The sequence below is a fragment of the Halorubrum alkaliphilum genome, from assembly GCF_017873815.1.
GTDB classification, from domain to species: Archaea; Halobacteriota; Halobacteria; order Halobacteriales; family Haloferacaceae; genus Halorubrum; species Halorubrum alkaliphilum.
Window position 1 is genome coordinate 42,050 of record NZ_JAGGKQ010000015.1, and the last position, 15,905, is coordinate 57,954.

Annotated in this window: 15 protein-coding genes; 3 read left to right on the plus strand and 12 right to left on the minus strand. The window is 67.2% G+C overall.

The features are described from left to right. Positions 1 to 90: 90 nt before the first annotated feature. The 8 genes from thiM to fen all read right to left on the minus strand — a co-directional run bounded on the left by thiM (position 91) and on the right by fen (position 7,880). Positions 91 to 975 (minus strand): hydroxyethylthiazole kinase, encoded by an 885-nt coding sequence (gene thiM / locus J2751_RS10245; protein WP_209485779.1) that lies wholly within the window; start codon positions 973 to 975, stop codon positions 91 to 93. After that, on the minus strand, positions 968 to 1,603 hold the full coding sequence (gene thiE, locus J2751_RS10250) for a thiamine phosphate synthase (protein WP_209485781.1): 636 nt from the start codon (positions 1,601 to 1,603) through the stop codon (positions 968 to 970). The genes thiM and thiE overlap by 8 nt, the downstream gene beginning before the upstream one ends. Positions 1,604 to 1,701: 98 nt before the next feature. After that, positions 1,702 to 2,565 carry a mechanosensitive ion channel family protein gene (locus tag J2751_RS10255; RefSeq protein WP_209485783.1) on the minus strand — a complete coding sequence of 288 codons (864 nt, stop codon included), beginning with the start codon at positions 2,563 to 2,565 and terminating at the stop codon, positions 1,702 to 1,704. Positions 2,566 to 2,597: 32 nt separating this feature from the next. Next, positions 2,598 to 3,800: a 7,8-didemethyl-8-hydroxy-5-deazariboflavin synthase subunit CofG gene (gene cofG, locus J2751_RS10260; protein WP_209485786.1), complete on the minus strand. Its 1,203-nt coding sequence runs from the start codon at positions 3,798 to 3,800 to the stop codon at positions 2,598 to 2,600. Between the two features lie 59 nt (positions 3,801 to 3,859). Then, positions 3,860 to 4,495 (minus strand): 2-phospho-L-lactate guanylyltransferase, encoded by a 636-nt coding sequence (gene cofC, locus J2751_RS10265; RefSeq protein ID WP_209485787.1) that lies wholly within the window; start codon positions 4,493 to 4,495, stop codon positions 3,860 to 3,862. Between the two features lie 8 nt (positions 4,496 to 4,503). Further along, positions 4,504 to 5,682 carry a tubulin/FtsZ family protein gene (locus J2751_RS10270; RefSeq protein ID WP_209485788.1) on the minus strand — a complete coding sequence of 393 codons (1,179 nt, stop codon included), beginning with the start codon at positions 5,680 to 5,682 and terminating at the stop codon, positions 4,504 to 4,506. 251 nt (positions 5,683 to 5,933) lie between these two features. Next, positions 5,934 to 6,830 (minus strand): complex I NDUFA9 subunit family protein, encoded by an 897-nt coding sequence (locus J2751_RS10275; RefSeq protein WP_209485789.1) that lies wholly within the window; start codon positions 6,828 to 6,830, stop codon positions 5,934 to 5,936. 72 nt (positions 6,831 to 6,902) lie between these two features. Further along, positions 6,903 to 7,880, minus strand: coding sequence for a flap endonuclease-1 (gene fen, locus J2751_RS10280; RefSeq protein ID WP_209485790.1), 978 nt, complete (start codon positions 7,878 to 7,880; stop codon positions 6,903 to 6,905). A gap of 157 nt (positions 7,881 to 8,037) precedes the next feature. On the opposite strand from fen, the gene fer reads away from it, so the two are divergent. Next, on the plus strand, positions 8,038 to 8,700 hold the full coding sequence (gene fer / locus J2751_RS10285) for a ferredoxin Fer (protein ID WP_209485791.1): 663 nt from the start codon (positions 8,038 to 8,040) through the stop codon (positions 8,698 to 8,700). Between the two features lie 21 nt (positions 8,701 to 8,721). On the opposite strand, the gene J2751_RS10290 is transcribed toward fer, so the two are convergent. The 3 genes from J2751_RS10290 to J2751_RS10300 all read right to left on the minus strand — a co-directional run bounded on the left by J2751_RS10290 (position 8,722) and on the right by J2751_RS10300 (position 13,258). Continuing rightward, positions 8,722 to 8,889 (minus strand): hypothetical protein, encoded by a 168-nt coding sequence (locus J2751_RS10290; RefSeq protein WP_209485792.1) that lies wholly within the window; start codon positions 8,887 to 8,889, stop codon positions 8,722 to 8,724. A 52-nt stretch (positions 8,890 to 8,941) separates the two neighbouring features. Beyond that, a complete protein-coding gene (locus tag J2751_RS10295) occupies positions 8,942 to 11,449 on the minus strand; it encodes an efflux RND transporter permease subunit (RefSeq protein ID WP_209485793.1) in 2,508 nt (835 codons plus the stop codon). 81 nt (positions 11,450 to 11,530) lie between these two features. Then, positions 11,531 to 13,258, minus strand: coding sequence for a COG1361 S-layer family protein (locus J2751_RS10300; protein WP_209485794.1), 1,728 nt, complete (start codon positions 13,256 to 13,258; stop codon positions 11,531 to 11,533). Positions 13,259 to 13,442: 184 nt separating this feature from the next. Between J2751_RS10300 and J2751_RS10305 the strand changes: the two genes are divergently transcribed. After that, entirely contained in the window at positions 13,443 to 14,126 is a 684-nt protein-coding gene (locus J2751_RS10305) for a TetR/AcrR family transcriptional regulator (RefSeq protein ID WP_209485795.1), read from the plus strand. A gap of 77 nt (positions 14,127 to 14,203) precedes the next feature. On the opposite strand, the gene J2751_RS10310 is transcribed toward J2751_RS10305, so the two are convergent. Next, a complete protein-coding gene (locus tag J2751_RS10310) occupies positions 14,204 to 14,905 on the minus strand; it encodes an HD domain-containing protein (protein WP_209485796.1) in 702 nt (233 codons plus the stop codon). Positions 14,906 to 15,110: 205 nt separating this feature from the next. On the opposite strand from J2751_RS10310, the gene J2751_RS10315 reads away from it, so the two are divergent. Continuing rightward, complete coding sequence (locus J2751_RS10315; protein ID WP_209485797.1) at positions 15,111 to 15,899, plus strand: NAD(+)/NADH kinase; 789 nt, start codon at positions 15,111 to 15,113, stop codon at positions 15,897 to 15,899. The last annotated feature ends 6 nt before the right edge of the window (positions 15,900 to 15,905 follow it).

Below are 15,905 nucleotides of genomic sequence, written 5' to 3' on the forward strand. Positions count from 1 at the left end.
GGTGTGCGGTGCGGTCCCGCGCGGAGCCGCCGGCGGAACCGGAAGCCGGCTCGTGCGGTTCCGCCGGTCACGCGCACCGCCTGTTCGCCCCTATAGCTTCGACAGCCGATCGCCGAGAGCGGCGTCGACACCCGAAGGATCCGCCGCCATCGCCGCGATCGCGTCCATGAACGCCGTTCGATAGCTCGCCGGCCCGGGAGGCTCCGTCGCCGCTGCCTGCTCGCCTGCCAGCCCGTACGCCGCGGTCGCGACCAGCGCTGCCTCCGTCGCCGTCGATATCGTCGCGTCCGGCTCGCGAGTCAGCGCTGCCACGGTCCCGAGCGTGCTCGCGAGCATACAGCCCGACCCGACGAACGAGCCCATCCGCTCGTGACCGACCGCGAGCTCGTACGCCGTCCCGTCCGCGTCGGTGACGACATCCCTCGAACCGGACGCGACGACGGTAGCGCCGCTTTCGGCCGCGAGCGCACGCGCGGCGTCGACGACGCCCGAGCCGTCGACGGCGTCGTCGACGGACTCGACGCCCTTGACGGTCGCTTCTTCGCCCGCAAGCCCGCGTATTTCCCCGACGTTCCCCTTGATGACGTCGAACGCGACGGCGTCGAGCAGCCGGCCGACCGACTCGACGCGGTGCGGCGTCGCGCCGTAGCCGACCGGGTCGAGAACGACCGGCACGTCGGTCTCGTTGGCTCGTTGCCCGGCGTCGATCATCGCGTCCACGTCGACGCTTGACGCCGTCCCAGTGTTGATCACGACCGCGTCCGCCCCGGTAGCCATGTCGCCGGCCTCCGCGGGCGCGTCGGCCATCACGGGGAGCCCGCCCCAGTGGAGCGTGACGTTCGCCGTCTCGCTCGTCGTCACGTCGTTCGTGAGGTGGTGAACCAGCGGAGCCGTCTCGTCGATCGCCGTCAGCGCGTCCGCGAGGCCGTCGTCGCCGAGGGCTTCCGAAGCCGTCGACGCCGGCTCCTCAGACATCGGAGACCACCTCCCGAAGCGCCGCGGTCGCGGCCTGCGGATCGTCTGCCGCCGTGATCGCGGAGATGACTGCCACTCCGGTCGCCCCCGCCTCGACGACGCTACCCGCGTTGGTCGCGTCGATCCCGCCGATCCCGATGACGGGGATGTCGACTGCGTCCGCGATCGCCTTGACCCGCTCCGTGTCGATCCCGTTCTCCTCGTCCGGGACGTCCTTCGACGTGGTTCCGAACACGGCTCCGACGCCGAGGTAGTCCGCGCCGGCGGCCTCGGCCGTCGTCGCCTCGGCGACCGTGGACGCGGAAACGCCCACGATCGCGGACTGTCCGAGCTGGTCGCGAGCGACCTCGGCGGGCAGGTCCGACTGTCCGAGGTGGACGCCGTCGGCGTCGATCGCCCGCGCGAGGTCGATCCGGTCGTTAACGACGAGCGGAACGCCCGCCGCCTCCGTCAGTTCTCGAAGTCGCTGGCCGGTGTGGTACCGCTGGCGAGCGGTGGCCTCCTTGTCCCGGAGTTGGACGGCGTCGATCCCGCCGTCGAGCGCGTCGGCGACGACGCTCGGAGTGTCACGACCGGCCGAGTGAGCCGCTCCCGTCACGAGGTACGTTCGCCACGTCGTTGGATCCATCGGTGGTATGGTTCGGTGGTAATCGCAAAACGGTTGCGCTCTCGTTCCTCGTGCGGACGAAAGAGAACTGCTATCGAGGGTTGATCGCGACGAGACGCCTACTCGTCGGCGACCGATTCGATGACCTCGACGCTCCCGGTGAGTTGGCGGTGGACGTATGGGATGTCGATCCCCGCCTCGTCGAACGCCTCTTTCACGTCCGTCACGTACTCGGAACGGACCTTCACGAAGTCGCCGCGGTCGGGGTCTTCGATCCACCAGCGCGCCTGGAGTCCGACATCCGAGTCGCCGAGGTCGACGAGTCGGACCGACGGACCGGGATCCTCCAGGATCGCCTCGTGGGCCTCGGCCCTTTCGACGATGATGTCTGTCGCCCGTGCGATATCGTCGTCGTAGCCGATACCGAAGACAAATTTCTGCCGGAGCGTCTCGTAGGCGACCGGGTTCGTGACCGCGTTGTTCGCGAGATCACCGTTCGGGACCGTGATCCGCTCGTTATCGAAGGTCCGGATCCGCGAAACGCGGAGATCGATGTCCTCGACGCGACCCGAGTTGCCGTCCCACTCGATCCAATCGCCGACCTCGAAGGGCTTGTCTTTCAGGATGAAGATTCCGGCAACGAAGTTGCCCAGGAGGTCCTGTGCGGCGAAGCCAACCGCGAGCGCGATGGCACCGCCGAAGACCGCGAACGCCGAGAGGAACGCGCCGTACCCGGCGATCGTGAATCCGATCGCGACCGCGGCGACCCAGATCACCGCGTTCGTGACGCTGGTTCCGAGACTCTTGACGGCGTCGTCGAACTCCTTCGAGCCCAGCGCGCGCTGGATCGACGGAAGCACGAGGAGCTTACCGATCAGTAGCACGCCGACGAACCCGACCGTGAACAGGAGAAGCGCGAGCAGGAAATCGACGAGCGTTCCGACCAGAGCGTCCACGTCGAACTGGAGCGGTAGCGGTACCATTGCCCGCCTGTTTCGGACCGTATTTAAAATAACTACTGGCGGCGTCGATTCCGAGCCCCATCGGCGGTTTTTTGTCGCGCGTCGGGTCGAAGCGGCCCGTCCCCGCGTGCGACCGCCCGTAGCCGACGACCGTGAACGTCGTCCTCGCGGATCCGATCCGTGACGGCGTCCGGGAGCCATGCCTCGCGGTTCGTCGGTGTCGGCGCGGCGTCGACGCTGGCGGGACGGATATCAGTCGGTAGGAACCGAGCGTACGTCGGGAGCCGCTCGCGGAGAGGCATCCCGCCGGCGTTGGCGACCGCACGGAGCCCGTCGAGATCGGGCCATGCGTACTCCGGGTTAATGTAATCGTCCGTGACCGGTGAGACGCCGCCGAGGTCGTCGATCCCGCAGTCAACGAGCTCCGCGGCCGGCGAGAGGTTCGGCGGAACCTGTACCGACACCTCCGGCGGAAGCGCGACTCGCGCCATCGCCACGACTCGGCGCATCGTTTCGAGATCCGGCTTCGGGAAGTCCGAGCGCTTGTTCGGGACGACGTTCTGGACGATCACCTCTTGGACGTGGCCGTGACGCTCGTGGAGGTCGCGGATCGCGAGCAGGCTCTCGGCTCGATCCCGCCACCCCTCGCCGATACCGACGAGGATCCCGGTCGTGAACGGGACGCCCTGTCGACCCGCGGCGCGGATCGTGTTGAGTCGCTGTCCGGGAGTCTTGCGCCGGCCCCCACTGTGGGCGTCGACATCGGCGGTCGTCTCCAGCATGACGCCCATCGAGGCGTTCACCTCACGGAGATCGGCGAACCGGGATTCGGTGAGGTCGCCGGGATTCGAGTGCGGGAGCAGCCCCTCCTCCAACGCGATCTCACAGGCACGATAGAGGTAGTCATGGATCGAGTCGAACCCCCACTCGTCGAGGGTTTCGTGGATCGCTGTGTAGCGATCGTCCGGCTCGTCACCGAAGGTAAAAAGCGCCTCTGTACATCCCGCGTCGGCACCCACGCGACATCGCTGACGGACCTCTTCGGGCGACAGTAGCGACGCCTCCCCGGGGACATCGTAGTACGTACAGTAGGTACAGGTGTATCGACAGGCGGTCGTCAACGGGATAAACACGTTCCTTGCGAACGACAGCCGATCCGGCGTCTCTGCGTCCGCGGGCGTCACGGAAAGCAGTCGCTCCACCTCACGGTCGTCGATGTCGATCCGGATCCCGTACTCGTCGGCCGCCGTGAACACGAGAGCCTCTCCGCGATGCGGTCTCAAAAGCGATGTGGTCCCGGATCCGGGTCGGCCTCTCAGTTGTCGCTACGGCCCACGCCGACACGTCCCTCGTCGATATCGAGCGTGACGCCGGCCTCTCGAAGCCAGTCCGTGGCCGCCCCGTCGCCGTGTATCAGTAGTTCGACGAGGTCCGCCCGCTCGTCGATGTCGGTCGCAAGTCGGTGAGAGTCGAAAACGGTGACCGCGGCGTCAACCGCCGCGGCCGACTCGCGGTGATCGAGGTAGGACAACCCATGGTAATCGACGCGGAACGAGGGAGTGCGGACGACGAGCGCGTTGGTTCCGCCACCCCGACCGGGGACTATCACCACGTCGCCATCGGCATCGAACAGCCGACCGAGTACCGGAGGCGTCGCCAGCGCAAGGTCGGCCATCACGACCGCGAGCGGATCGCTCTCGGTGGGCTCGCGCTCCGCAAGAACCGCGTTTACCGCCGCAGTGAGTGGCCGCGAGTCGACCGTAACCGGGTGATCAACCGGCGGGTCCAGCTGCTCGGTGCTGAGTAGCCGTGGGTCGCCGCCGGCACCGGTTACCGCACGGAGCACGTCATCAAGCATCGACCGGGCGAGCGACTCACGCTCGTCCGGCGAAAAGAACTCTGCAAGCCGTGATTTCGGACGGTCAGCGGAGAAGGGGACCAGAACCTCCATTCGACCCGTTAGAAGAGGGATTCGAGCTCGTCGCCGTCGTCGCTGACGAGGTCGTCGAGGTTCTCCTCGCTCTCGTCGCGGATCTCGTCGAGGTTGTCCTGTGCCTCGATGGCGACCTGCTGGAGCTCCTTGATCCGCGGGACGTTCGTGACGCCCGCGAGCAGGATAACGGTCGCGACGAAGCCGGCACCGCGGTACGGGTAGTCGCCGCCCCGAACCTCCATCGAGCCGGTCTGCTCTTCGAGCCACTTGCGGCCGCGCTCGATACCCTTCCGGTTGAGGTACTCCGGCGGTCCGGCGAGTACGAGCAGCGCGCGCTCCGCGCCCTCGATCTCACACGGGAGCGTCAGGCGACCGAGTGCCGCCTTGCGCACGAGACTCGTGATCCGGTTGGTCGTGTGCGCGCTGTCGAGTTCGTCGCCGTCGTCGTCGTTCCGGAGCCGCGAGAGCAGTCCGCCCGACGTACGTTCCTCGACCTCTTCTTCCGCATAGCCGACGGTGGAGACGCCACCGCCGGAGAGCGTGTTGATAATCTCCGAGGAGTCGACGACGCTCTCCGCAACCTCCTGTCCCTGCTGGATCTCGCCCGCGCCGAAGAGGATCCCGAACCGTCGAACGATCTCCTCGTTGATCTCCTCGTAGCCGCCCTGAACGGACTCGCCCGTCTTCCGCCAGGCGTCGTTGTCGAACACCATCAGGTTGTCCACCTCGCGGACGAACGTCTGGAACGACCGGGCCGCGTTGAGGGTGTAGATGCCGCCCTCGTCGCTGCCCGGCAGGACGCCCAGCCCGTAGACGGGCTCGGTGTAGATCCGCTTGAGGTGTTTCGCCAGCACCGGCGCGCCGCCGGAGCCGGTTCCACCGCCGAGCCCGGCGACAACGAGGAACGCGTCCACCTCGTGGACGGGGATCGAGTCGATCGCCCCCTGTACCTCGTCGATGTCCTCCTCGGCGATCTCCGCGCCGAGTTCGTTGTCCGCGCCGACCCCGTGTCCCTTGACTCGGGACTGTCCGATGAGCACCCGCTGGTCCTCGGCGATGTGCTCGAGTCCCATCAGGTCCGCCTTGGCCGTGTTCACGGCCGCGGCCGCTCGCACGATCTCGGAGCCCGTCCGTTTGTCGTACTCCAAGAACTTGTCGACGACTTTCCCACCCGCCTGTCCGAATCCGATCATTGCCAGTTTCATCGTGAACTCCCTCGGCCTTTGAAATTATGAGAGTGGTATCTCGGATATAAGGCTTCTGGTGACGTTACCAGAGTTGAGATCCACGCCCCCACAGTTTCGCACTCTACCTCGCTTCAGTCCGGCGATTCGAGGACGATCGCTCGGCGGTTCGCCGACGATCCCGCGCGACTCGGTGACCTCGCCCGGCGACTCGGTGACCTCGCCCGGCGACTCGGTGGCCCGGTAGGACGCCGAGGGATCGTGCGCCGTCGTCATTCGAGGCCGAGGTGCTCCCCGAGCGTCGTCATCCCCGAAGCGTCGACGCCGAACGCGCCAATATCGCTGTCGGCGGTGGTGTTGTCGAACTTCAGCGAGCGGTACTGATCGGGCCCCATCGGGAAGCCGGGGACGGCCCCGAGAACCGTGAGTCCGAGCCTCGCGAGCGGCATCGGCAGGGGAACGATCGTCACGCCCTTCCGCTCCGCCTCGTACACGAGGTTCGTCACCTCGCGGAGCGTCAGCACCTCCGGACCGCCGATCTCGTAGGTCTCGCCGACGTGCTCATCGTCCTCCAAGGCGGCGACGAGCATCGGGACGAGATCCTCGACGTGGATCGGCTGGAACCGCGTTGTTCCGCCGCCCGGAAGCGGGTACAGCGGGACGAGCGGGGCGAACATCCCCTTCAGTCGCTTGGTGAACGAGACGAACTCGCCGCCCTCACCGAAGACGACGGAGGGACGGAATGTCGTCCAGTCGAGGTCGCTTCCCGCGACGATCTCCTCGGCTTGGCCCTTCGAGCGAATGTACGCCGTGTCGCCGTCAGGATCAGCTCCGAGCGCGCTCATCTGGAGGAACCGGTCGGCACCGGCCTCCTCGGCCGCCCGGACGAGGTTCTCGGTCCCCGCCCGGTGGATGCGGTCGTGCATGACGTTCCCGCCCTTCGGCTCAAACAGCGGCGAGAGCGCGACGAGGTTTACCACGGCATCGTGGCCGTCGACGGCCGGCGCGATCGAGTCGTACGCCGTGACATCGCCGACGGCGGAGTCGACGCCCTCGGGCGTCTCCGACGGCGACCGCGACAGCGCGGTCACCTCGTGGCCTCCGTCCGCGAGCGCCCGACACAGGTACGATCCGATGAATCCCGTCCCGCCGGCAACCAGTACTCTCATGCTCGATTACTCATGCGGAATCACCGTAAACCTACCGCGACGACAACGCGGGCGAGCGGACCGTCGGTTCGCCTATGTCCAGCGGTCGAGGCCCGCCTGAACCTGCGACTCGCGGATGCGCTCGAACCCGCGGTCGACCTCCTCGGGGTCGACGCCCCACTCGTCCACGACGTAGGCGCGCGCGGCCTCGACGTCCGGTTCGATCGCCGTGTCGAACGATTCGTCCGAGGTGGGCGGATCGAGGAAGAACTGCCGGACCGCCGCCGCGTTCGGAATCTCCGCGTCGCGTGCGTCGAGCACGCCCCAGAGGTCGCCGTGTTCTTTCACCGCCGAGACCGCGGTCTTCGGGCCGACGCCGTGGACGCCCTCGTTGAAATCGGTGCCACACAGCATCGCTACGTCGATCAGTCCCTCGCGGTCGAGCTCCAGATCCGCGAGCGTCGCCTCCAGGTCCATCAGCTCCGGGTCGCCCTTGCTCGTCAGCTGACGGAGCGTCGTCGGCGCGCCGAACAACAGCGTGTCGTAGTCCTCGCTGCCCGCGTGGTCGACGGTCCCGGTCGCGGCCATGTGCGCGCACTGTGCCTCCCCCTCCGCGGGTGCCTCGACCACGGGAACGTCGAGCAACGCGAACAGCTCCCGAGTCGTCTCCTGGATGGTGTCCGTGAGCCGCTGCGTTTGTGCGGAGAGGCGGGCGGCCTCGACGGCGTCGCCGCGCTCCTCGGCCGCGGCCTGCCGCTCTTCCGCGGCCTCGCGTTTCTCCCGTCGCTCCGCCACCTCATCGGCCTTGAGGTCGGTGACGTCGCCGTCGAACACCATCACCGGGATCAGGTCGTGCTCGAAGAACTTCGGGAGCCCCTGAACGATCCCGATCAGGTTCGCGACCTCGGTGCCGTCCGCGGTGGTATACGCTCCGTCGTTCGTCCACTTGACCGTCGTCGTCAGATAGCGGTACAGCCAGTTGTGCGCGTCGATGGCCACGACGCTTCCGTCCAGCTCCTCGAAAGCCACCTCCCGTATCGACGCGAGGTCACGAAGATCCGCGTTTCCCATTACCGGTTTATCGGGTCGCCGGTTCTTAAACCATCACATCGGCGAGCGACGCCGGCGTCAATGCGGATATACCAGTGATCTCGCCGCGAGGACACCGGCAGCCGCGGTGCGTTGTGGGACGTTTATGTGTGTCCCACGGCAAGGATCGGACAGCCAAATGGTGTCGCCGTTCGACGTGTTGAATATCGACGACGACGCCGACGAGGACGCGATCGAACGGGCCTACCGCGAGCGAGTGAAACGAGCGCATCCGGACCAAGGCGGCAGCCTCGAAGAGTTCCAGCTGGTCAGGCGCGCTTATCGGACACTCACGGAGGAGCGACCGGCCGACGGGTCGAACGGCGACCGGGCCGACGTGGGGGACGTCGATCTGACCGACGACGATGCGACGGCCGTCGGGCCGGCTCGCGTCGAGTTCCTCGACTACGAGGTCCTCGTCGACCGCGGCTGGGCGCTCGACGACGACGACCTGTTTGTGAAGGCGTCGGACGCGGATCTGAGGGCGACCGACTACGGTCGCCTGCTGGTCGATCCCGACGAGAGCCTGCTTGAGGCGGCAGAGAGCCGGGGGTTCACGTGGCCGTTCTCGTGTCGCGGTGGCGCGTGCGCGAACTGCGCGGTCTACCTCGCCGAGGGCGAGCTCTCCCAGCCCGTCAACACCATCCTCTCCGAGGACCACACGGAGCAGGGGTTCCGGCTCTCGTGTAACGGCTATCCCGTCTCCGACGAGTTGAAGATCGTGTTCAACGTGAAACACGTCCCCGAGCTCGACGAGCTCCGCCTCCCGCCGGGACCGTTCCGACGAGCGCACTCGAAGTGAGATCCGAACCGCCTCGGCGGCCTAAAACAGACCGACGATCCACAGCGCGGACGAGACGACGAATCCACTTATAAATACTACTAACAGGAAGAGAGCGACCCATCGTCGTCCGGTATCCGGGAGCGACGGGGCCTCGCTCGGATAGATCGGTGCGAGCGTTCCCTTGTCGTCCGATCCGCGTCCGTCCATGTCGTCAAAAGCGGAGGCGACATAGTTAGTCGTTCTGCTACGTGGGTTTCGATCAGCGACCGCCGTCGGTCCGAACCTCCTCCTCGGAGCGGAGGTTCGCCTCCAGCCCGAGTCCGACGACCGAGCCGAAGCGGTCCCACACGACCACCAGCGACGGGACCAACACGATCGAACAGAGGTAGGCGTAGAACACGCCGAGCGCGAGCAACGCGCCGAAGTCCTGGATCAGCGGGATCACGGCGAGCCAGAGCACGCCGAGCCCGGTCACCGTAGTGAGCATGCTCCCGGTGAGCGCGCCCGCGGTACCGCCCATCGTGACCTCCAGCGCTTCGTGGATCGGCTTGCCGCCCTTGTACTCGTCGACGAACCGGTGGACGAAGTGGACGGTGTAGTCGACGCCCAGCCCGATCGACACCGAGAGGATCGGCGCGTTGATCGGCGTCAGCGGAATGTCGAGCAGCCGCATCGATCCCACGAGCAGCCCGACGGTGGTCAACACGGGGATGAGATTGATCAGTCCGTACACCGCCTTTCCCTCCAGATACCGGTACGAGAGGGTCAAGAAGAGCGCGGTGAGGACGAACGCTGCGATCAGGCTCCGAACGGCGGAGTCGAGCAGCAGTTCGATCACCTCCTCGTCCACGACGAGCTGGCCGGTCGCCACCGCATCGAGGGGAGTTCGGTCGGCGAGCGCCTGTACGTCGGCGACAGCCTCCCCGCCGTCGACGCCCGGCCGGATCGTGTAGTCGATCCGAGCGCTCCCTCGATCCGCGGCGAGGTAGCCGCGCGCCTGCCCCTCCGCGGGCGAGGCCAGTATCTCGTCGTACACCTCGTCGACGTTGCGGTCGGGAACGCCCGTCCCCAACCGATCGTTGCGCTCGACGGTCTCCCGGAACGCGGGGTCCGCCTCCGCGTGATCGTCGATGACGGTCACGATGCTTGTCGACTCGGCCCGCCGGTCGTCCGTCGTCTCGAAGGTGTCCGGCGGATTACGAGTGGTGCGATCGATGAGCTCGAGGCTGTCGTCGTCACGAACCGACTGGTCGACGTACAGGGTTACGGAGCCGATGAAGTCCTGCTCAAACTCCTCCTCGAACAGCGTCAACACCTGGAGGAACGTGTACTGGGTCGGCGCAAACGGCTCCGGCAACTGCGTGTACGCGTCCAGTCGGTCCTGGTCCGGGAAGAACGCCTCCTCGGAGAACTCGGTGTCGACGCCGGTTCCGTAGACGCCACCGGCGGCCCCGCCGACGAGCACGAGGAGGACGACCGCGACCGGGGCGATCCGCGAGAGGTCGACGCCCACGTGGAGCACGCTACCGAGCCGCGATCCGCCTGACCCGAGCGGCGTGGTTCCGAATTCCGGGATCGGGAGTCGCGTCCGCCCGCGATCCACGAGCACCTTCGCTGCGGGAAGGTAAATCCCGAACACCAGCAGGGTGAACACCATCCCGACGGCGGCGACGATCCCGAAGTCGCGGTTCGGTTCGAACGGGCTCACGACGTTCGCGAGCAGACTCATCACCGTCGTGATCGTCACGAGGATGAAGGCGATCAGCAGCTGATCGGTCGTTATCCGCATCGAATCTCCGATCTCACCCCCGTCCAGTCGCTCCTCGCGATACCGGTTGATGATGTGGATCCCGAAATCGATCCCGACCGCCAGAAGCAGCGGGAACACGGTGATGAGCGAGTCGGAGAAGGGGATCCCCGCGTATCCCATGAACCCGAACGTCCACAGCACGGACATCCCGAGCGCGGTGAGCCCGAGCGTCATGTCGATCGGGTCCCGGTAGGCGAACAGTAGGAAAAGCAGGATAAAGAGGAGTGCGGCGGGGAACACGATGATCGCGGTGTCGGTCAGCAGCGCGGCGATCTCGTTTTGAAGTATCCCGTCGCCGAAGAGAATGACGTTGTCGCCCGCCTCCGAACCCGGAACCGAGTCGACGACGCCGACGCTGCGCGTCTGTAGCTCCTCGACGCGCACGCTCGTGGCCGATTCCGGCAGGTCGTAGGTGACGCCGACGATCGCGGTCCCGGCGCGCTGGGCGGTCGGGTTGTAGTCGGCGGACACCTGTGCGCCCACCGCGCCCGCGGCGTCCGCCTCCTCGATAGCGGCCGCGAGCTCGCGCGGCGTCGCCTCCTCGACGGCGTCACGCTGTTCGGCGGCGGTCTCCGCCGTGGGATCGAGTCGGGTCGCGATCGCGTTCGCGTGGCTCGATGTCGATCCCACGCGGAGCGTCGATCGCGTCTCCAGTCTGTGTTGTGTCTCCAAGATCCGCACCAAGGCGGGCCGGGAGAGCACGTTGTCGTCGGAGACGATCAACTGGGCCGAGGTGGCCGCACCGCCGATCGACGACTCGAACTCCTCGTCGATGTCGTCGAGGGCCTCTTGAGCGGGGATGTCCTGCGTGAACTGGTCCGCGCCGGCCGCGGTCGTGACCGCGACCACTCCCCCGATGGCGACGAGGCTCACGACGACGAAGAGCGCGACGACGACGGCCGGCCGGTCGGTGACGGCCGCGTCGACGCGCTCGACGAACCGATCGGCGGCGGTCACGGTCGCCCCTGTCGACCGTTACCCCGCCGTTGCTCACGACCGGGGTGATCGATCGGATCCCTGACGGGTCTAGTCATCGGGTTACGACTCTCGACCGCGGTACCAGACCGCCCCGCCGCCGACGGCAACGAGGACCAGAACCCCGATAACGATCGGAACGATCGGGAGTCCATCGTCGTCATCGACCGGTTCGGTCACGTCGATCGGGTACTGTGTCACGTCGGAGATCCGGTCGTTCCCACGCTCGTCGTCGTACCGGAAGTCCAGCTCGACCGGATACGTTCGCTCGTTCGCGCCCCTGGCCGCCGCGACTTCGAACCAGATCTCCGTCGACTCTCCCGGTGCGAGCTCGTCGACGAACGCGTCGTCCTCGACGGCCGTCAGCGGGCTATCGGCGTACAGTCCCGCGTTTATCGACGAGAGAGATTCCGGCCGCTGGTTCGTTATCTCGAAGGTGACCCGTCGGGTCTCGCCCGCCGGGATCGACGTTCCGTCGGAAGAGACGTCGAACTCGGGCCGACGCGGATCGACCTGAACGCGATCGCTCGACGAGGCGGTCATCGTCGCGTCGCCGGCGGTGTACTCCACCGTGAACCGGACCTGTCGCGGTCCGGGGTCGGCCTGGCCGCTCACGTCCGCGTCGAACGAGAAGTCGACCGACTCGCCGTCCGCCAGATCGGGAAGGGCGTATCGGTCCTCGCCGAGGCTGACCCGAGCGCTCTGCGGTTCGGCGACCAACACGGCGTCCTCGACCGCGAGCGGTCCGTCGTTGGATATCGTCCCCGAGACGGTCCCGGAGTAGCCGACTTCGAGTGTCCCCTCGACGTCAGCGACGTCGAACGATTGTTCCGGGATCGGCGTCACACCGACGCGGGAGGCCGGCGACGTCGTCTCGGTACCGTCGCGGTTCCGGTACTCGACGGTCGACCGGAGCACGTAACGCTCGCTCGCGAAGTCGGGACCGACCGTCGAGTCGAACGTCACGGTCCGGTTCTCGCCCGGTTCCCAGTCGCCGACGAACACGTCCGAACCGGCCCCCTCGACGCCTAGTTGTACGCCGCTGCCCGAGGCGGTTCCGGAGACGACCGCGTCGCGAGCGGTCTCCTCGCCCACGTTCTCCAGCGTCGCTCGAACGTCGCCGTCCCCGCCGACCTGCGCGTCGGTTTCGGCGTCGACGAACGCGAACCGAGCGCCGTCGTCGACGACGACGGTGACGTCGAACCGGTCGGTTCCTCGTCGGTCGTTGTGGTTGGTGGACTCCGGAAGCACCTGCGCGGTGAACCGGTACCGTGCGGTCACCTCGACGTCGTACTCGCCGTCGGGCGTGTCGTCGGGAACGGCGATGTCGATCGGAACCGACGTCGGCGCGCCCGTGGCGACGTCGCCGACGGCGATCGTCCCGGATTCGACCTCGATCGGATCGTCATCGTCCGCCTCGGCCTCCAGCCGGAGCCCCCGGGCGGTCGTCACGCGTGGGTCAAGCTCGTTGCCGAAACGCATCTCGCCGGTGTTGAGCACGTCGACGGTGACCTGCGAGGTCCCGCCCGTCGGGACGGTCGGCTGGGAGAGGAAGAGATCCAACGCGGGCGATCCGCGGACCTGACCGCCACTGCCGCCGGCCTGTGCGATCGGACCGTCATCGTCCGCGAGCGCCATCGTCGTACCGGCGTCGCCGTCGGCAGCCGGGTCCGCGTCGGCGATCGGGTCCGCAGCGACTCCCGCGAACGCCATGCCGGCGGCGAGAGCGAGGAGACAGCCGGCGGCGAGCACCACCAACACCGATCCTCGTCGCCGAGTTCGCTCCGTCATGGGTGGCCCCCGAACGCGATCCGTCCGAAGGGGCGGTCCGCAGACGAACCGGAGGATCCCCGCGATCCCGACCCCCCGGTTCCGCAGAATCGAGTCATACGGTCGTCTCGGCTTCCCGACTCATAAGCATGTTGAATGAACGTTCAATCAAGAGCGATATATGCCCCGGCGTAGTACGTCGGGCATGGAGGATCCGTTCGCGGAGCCGACGGACACGCGCGAGGCCATCCTCGGGGCCGCGTTCCGGGCGCTCTGCGAGCACGGCTACGCCGACCTCACGATCAAACGGATCGGCGAGGAGTTCGAGAAGAGCCCCTCGCTCGTCTATCACCACTACGATGGAAAAGACGAGTTGCTGGTGGACCTCCTAGAGTACCTGCTCGACGGTTTCGAGTCGGCACTCGCCGCTGACGCCTTCGATCTCTCCCCACGGGCACGTCTCGACGCGTACGTCGCGGCGATGACCGACCCGACCTCCGTCGACGCGGAGCACGCGCCGGACGCTCGGTTTCTCACCGCCGTCGTCGAACTGCGCGCACAGGCGGCGACCGATGCGGCCTACCGAGCGCACTTCGATCGCAGCGACCGAGTGTTCCACCGGTTCCTCGAACGATCGGTCCGCGAGGCGGCAGTCGCCGTCCGCACGGACGACCCCGCTGACCCGCGTGACGGTGATGACTCCGCTGACCCGCGTGAGGGGGACGAGTCGGTCACGCCCGCCGAGGTCGCCGCCACCCTCCAGGCCCTCTCCTCCGGTGCGATGCTCCGGTGGGCGACGACGAACGACCGGGACTGGGTCGACGACGTCGGGCGGGGGATCGATCGCTACCTCTCGACGACGCTCCCGAGCGTCGACGCCGACGCTTGACGGCCCCTGACGCTTGACGGCCCCTGACGCTTGACGGCCCCTGACGCTTGACGGGTCCCGACGCTTGACGGTGGCTCCTACCGTTCGGTGACGCCGTCCGAGTCCATCCGGCTCACCTCCTCTTCGAGCCACTCGCGGAGCCACCGCACGCGTTTGATCCGCTGGTGGGCGATGCTCTCGGCAGTGTCGGAGACGACGCGATCGGTGTGATCGTGTCCTCGGTCGAGGACCCGGTCCACCATCTTCGCCGAGTCCATGTGGGTCCGCGACTCGTAGCCCATGCGTAACAGCATCAGGACGGCTCCGTTCGCACCGACCTTGTCGAGCACGTCGGCTTCGATCAGACAGCGGCTTTCCAGTGGCACGTCCGCGAGGTCGCCGGTGTACGAGTGGTCGACGACCGCGCTACACACCTCCTCGATGAACGACTCGGGGTAGTTCCCGCGACTCCGGAGGTACTCGCGGGCGACGCGCGCGCCGGCCTCGGCGTGGACGTCCTGTTCCGCCTCCAACTTGGCGACGTCGTGAAACAGCGCGGCCACGCGGACCACGTCGACGTCGGCACCCTCGGCCTCGGCGATCTCCGCCGCGAGGTCGACGACGTTGAGGATGTGGTTGAACCGGTAGTCGGCCGAGTGCCAAGGGTACCACCGCATCCGGCCGCCGTCCTCTTCGCTTTCGACGCTAGCGGCGAGGTAGTCCCTGACGAACCCCTTCATCTCCTCGAAATCCTCGTCCGCCACCTCCGTCTCCTTAATTTCGACGCCCACGGGGACCACCTCGGGCGAAAAACTCGTGATTCATTACCGTAACCGAGGAGCGTTTCGTTCTTAGTCGTTACGACGACCCGTGACGGAGGATCGAGCGCCGACAGGCGGCCGGAGCGCGTTCCGGATCGATCGACTCCGCATGGGCCACACACGGGGGATCGGGGACACCGTCGAACCGGGGGTTTTTCCATCGTCCCGCGCGGACCCTCCGGATATGGGAGAGCCGACGTCCCGCGTTGCCGTGATCGGAAACGGGGGGCCGGCGTGCCGTGTCCGTCGAGCGATCGAGGAGGTGGGAGCCCAGCTCGTCGACCGAGCGACCGCCAATGCGATCGTTGCGGTCGGCGACGACGCGATCCGTGACGCGCTCGTCGGCGAGTCGGAGTCGTCCGCACGGTCGAGCGACCGTCCGGTCGTTCCCCTCCGAAGCGGGACGGGATCAGCGGGTACCGGCCACGTCACGGACAGGATCCGAGGGCTCCTCGACGGGACGGACCGACGAGTTCCGTATCCGGTGTTGGCCGTCGAGACTGACGGAGAGATCGTCGACAGAGCCGCCTTCGACGTCGCGTTCGTGACCGACGAGCCCGCCCGGATCTCGGAGTACGCGGTCGAGATCGACTCGAACCGGTGCGAGTCCTTTCGAGCCGACGGGGTCGCCATCGCGACGCCGCTGGGGAGCGAGGGATACGCGAACGCCGCCGGCGGACCGGTGATCACTCCGGACGGGGGACTCGCGGTCGTCCCGATCGCGCCGTTCACGACGCGGAGCGACACGTGGGTCGTTCCGGAGGGCGTGACGCTGTCGGTGGAACGCGAGTCCGAGGCGGTGTCGCTCGTCGTCGACGGCTCGCGGCGCGATATCGTGGTACCTGGACGGTCGGTTCGGGTGGCTATCACGGACCGAGTCGACGTCGTTCCGGACCGGACCGCGGTCGCTTCCCAACCCTCGGGTTCGAGTCGAGCGGGCGCTACCGATCGGAAAGGTTCTAATAACTCGTGACCGGAA